Source organism: Psychrobacter sp. 1Y4 (assembly GCF_051847555.1).
In genome coordinates this window covers 1-749 of sequence record NZ_JBPYDE010000474.1, presented here as the reverse complement: position 1 = coordinate 749, position 749 = coordinate 1, and the positions used below count along the sequence as shown (strand labels likewise).

1 protein-coding gene is annotated in these 749 nt (G+C 43.5%); it reads right to left on the bottom strand.

The features are described 5' to 3' along the window. Positions 1 to 400, bottom strand: a 400-nt coding sequence (locus tag ACS8FC_RS17045; protein ID WP_439297660.1) for an imidazoleglycerol-phosphate dehydratase, incomplete at its 3' end; no start/stop codon positions are given. Positions 401 to 749 lie beyond the last annotated feature (349 nt).

Below are 749 nucleotides of genomic sequence, written 5' to 3'. Positions count from 1 at the left end.
CTGGACGCCCTGACAGATCAACCACAGCGCGGGTCAGTGCTTCGTCTAGCGGCGCATAGAAATGCCCATAACGACGAATACCTTTTTTATCGCCCAACGCTTTGTTAAATGCTTGGCCAAGGGTAATACCCGTGTCTTCGACGCTATGATGGTCATCGATAAAAGTATCGCCATTACATTTGATGTCCAAGTCAAACAAACCGTGACGCTTGATCTGATCAATCATATGATCCAAAAATGGCACGCCTGTATCAACCACGCCTTTGCCTGTGCCATCGAGATTGACGGTACAGGTGATTTGCGTTTCGGCTGTGATGCGTTCGACAGTCGCGATACGCTCAGGACGACCGTATAAATTTAGGTTTGTTGCTTGATTTTGCTCAGTTGCATTGGCTGTCATGGCTACTCTCTATCAGTTCTTTATCAATGAAAGGCGGGTCAATAAATAGGGCAATAAAGTGCCCATTACCGTATATTATATTATCGCTAGCGCCGCAATCAGCGTCAGCAAAAAATGTATGGAAAATTGATATATACAAAAGATATCGATATATTAGGGTTGATGTGTCCCACATATTATCAAGCTTTATCATAGCAAACCCTAACATTTACTGCCACGACCAAGCGCTAAACCACGCACAAAATTATGCCATTCTGCTAAAATAGTGTGTTCAGTATTATCAATCATGACTGGCGCGAACGTTGACAATCTTACCTTTATGGCACTACTCTCCATGACATAGTGCTGT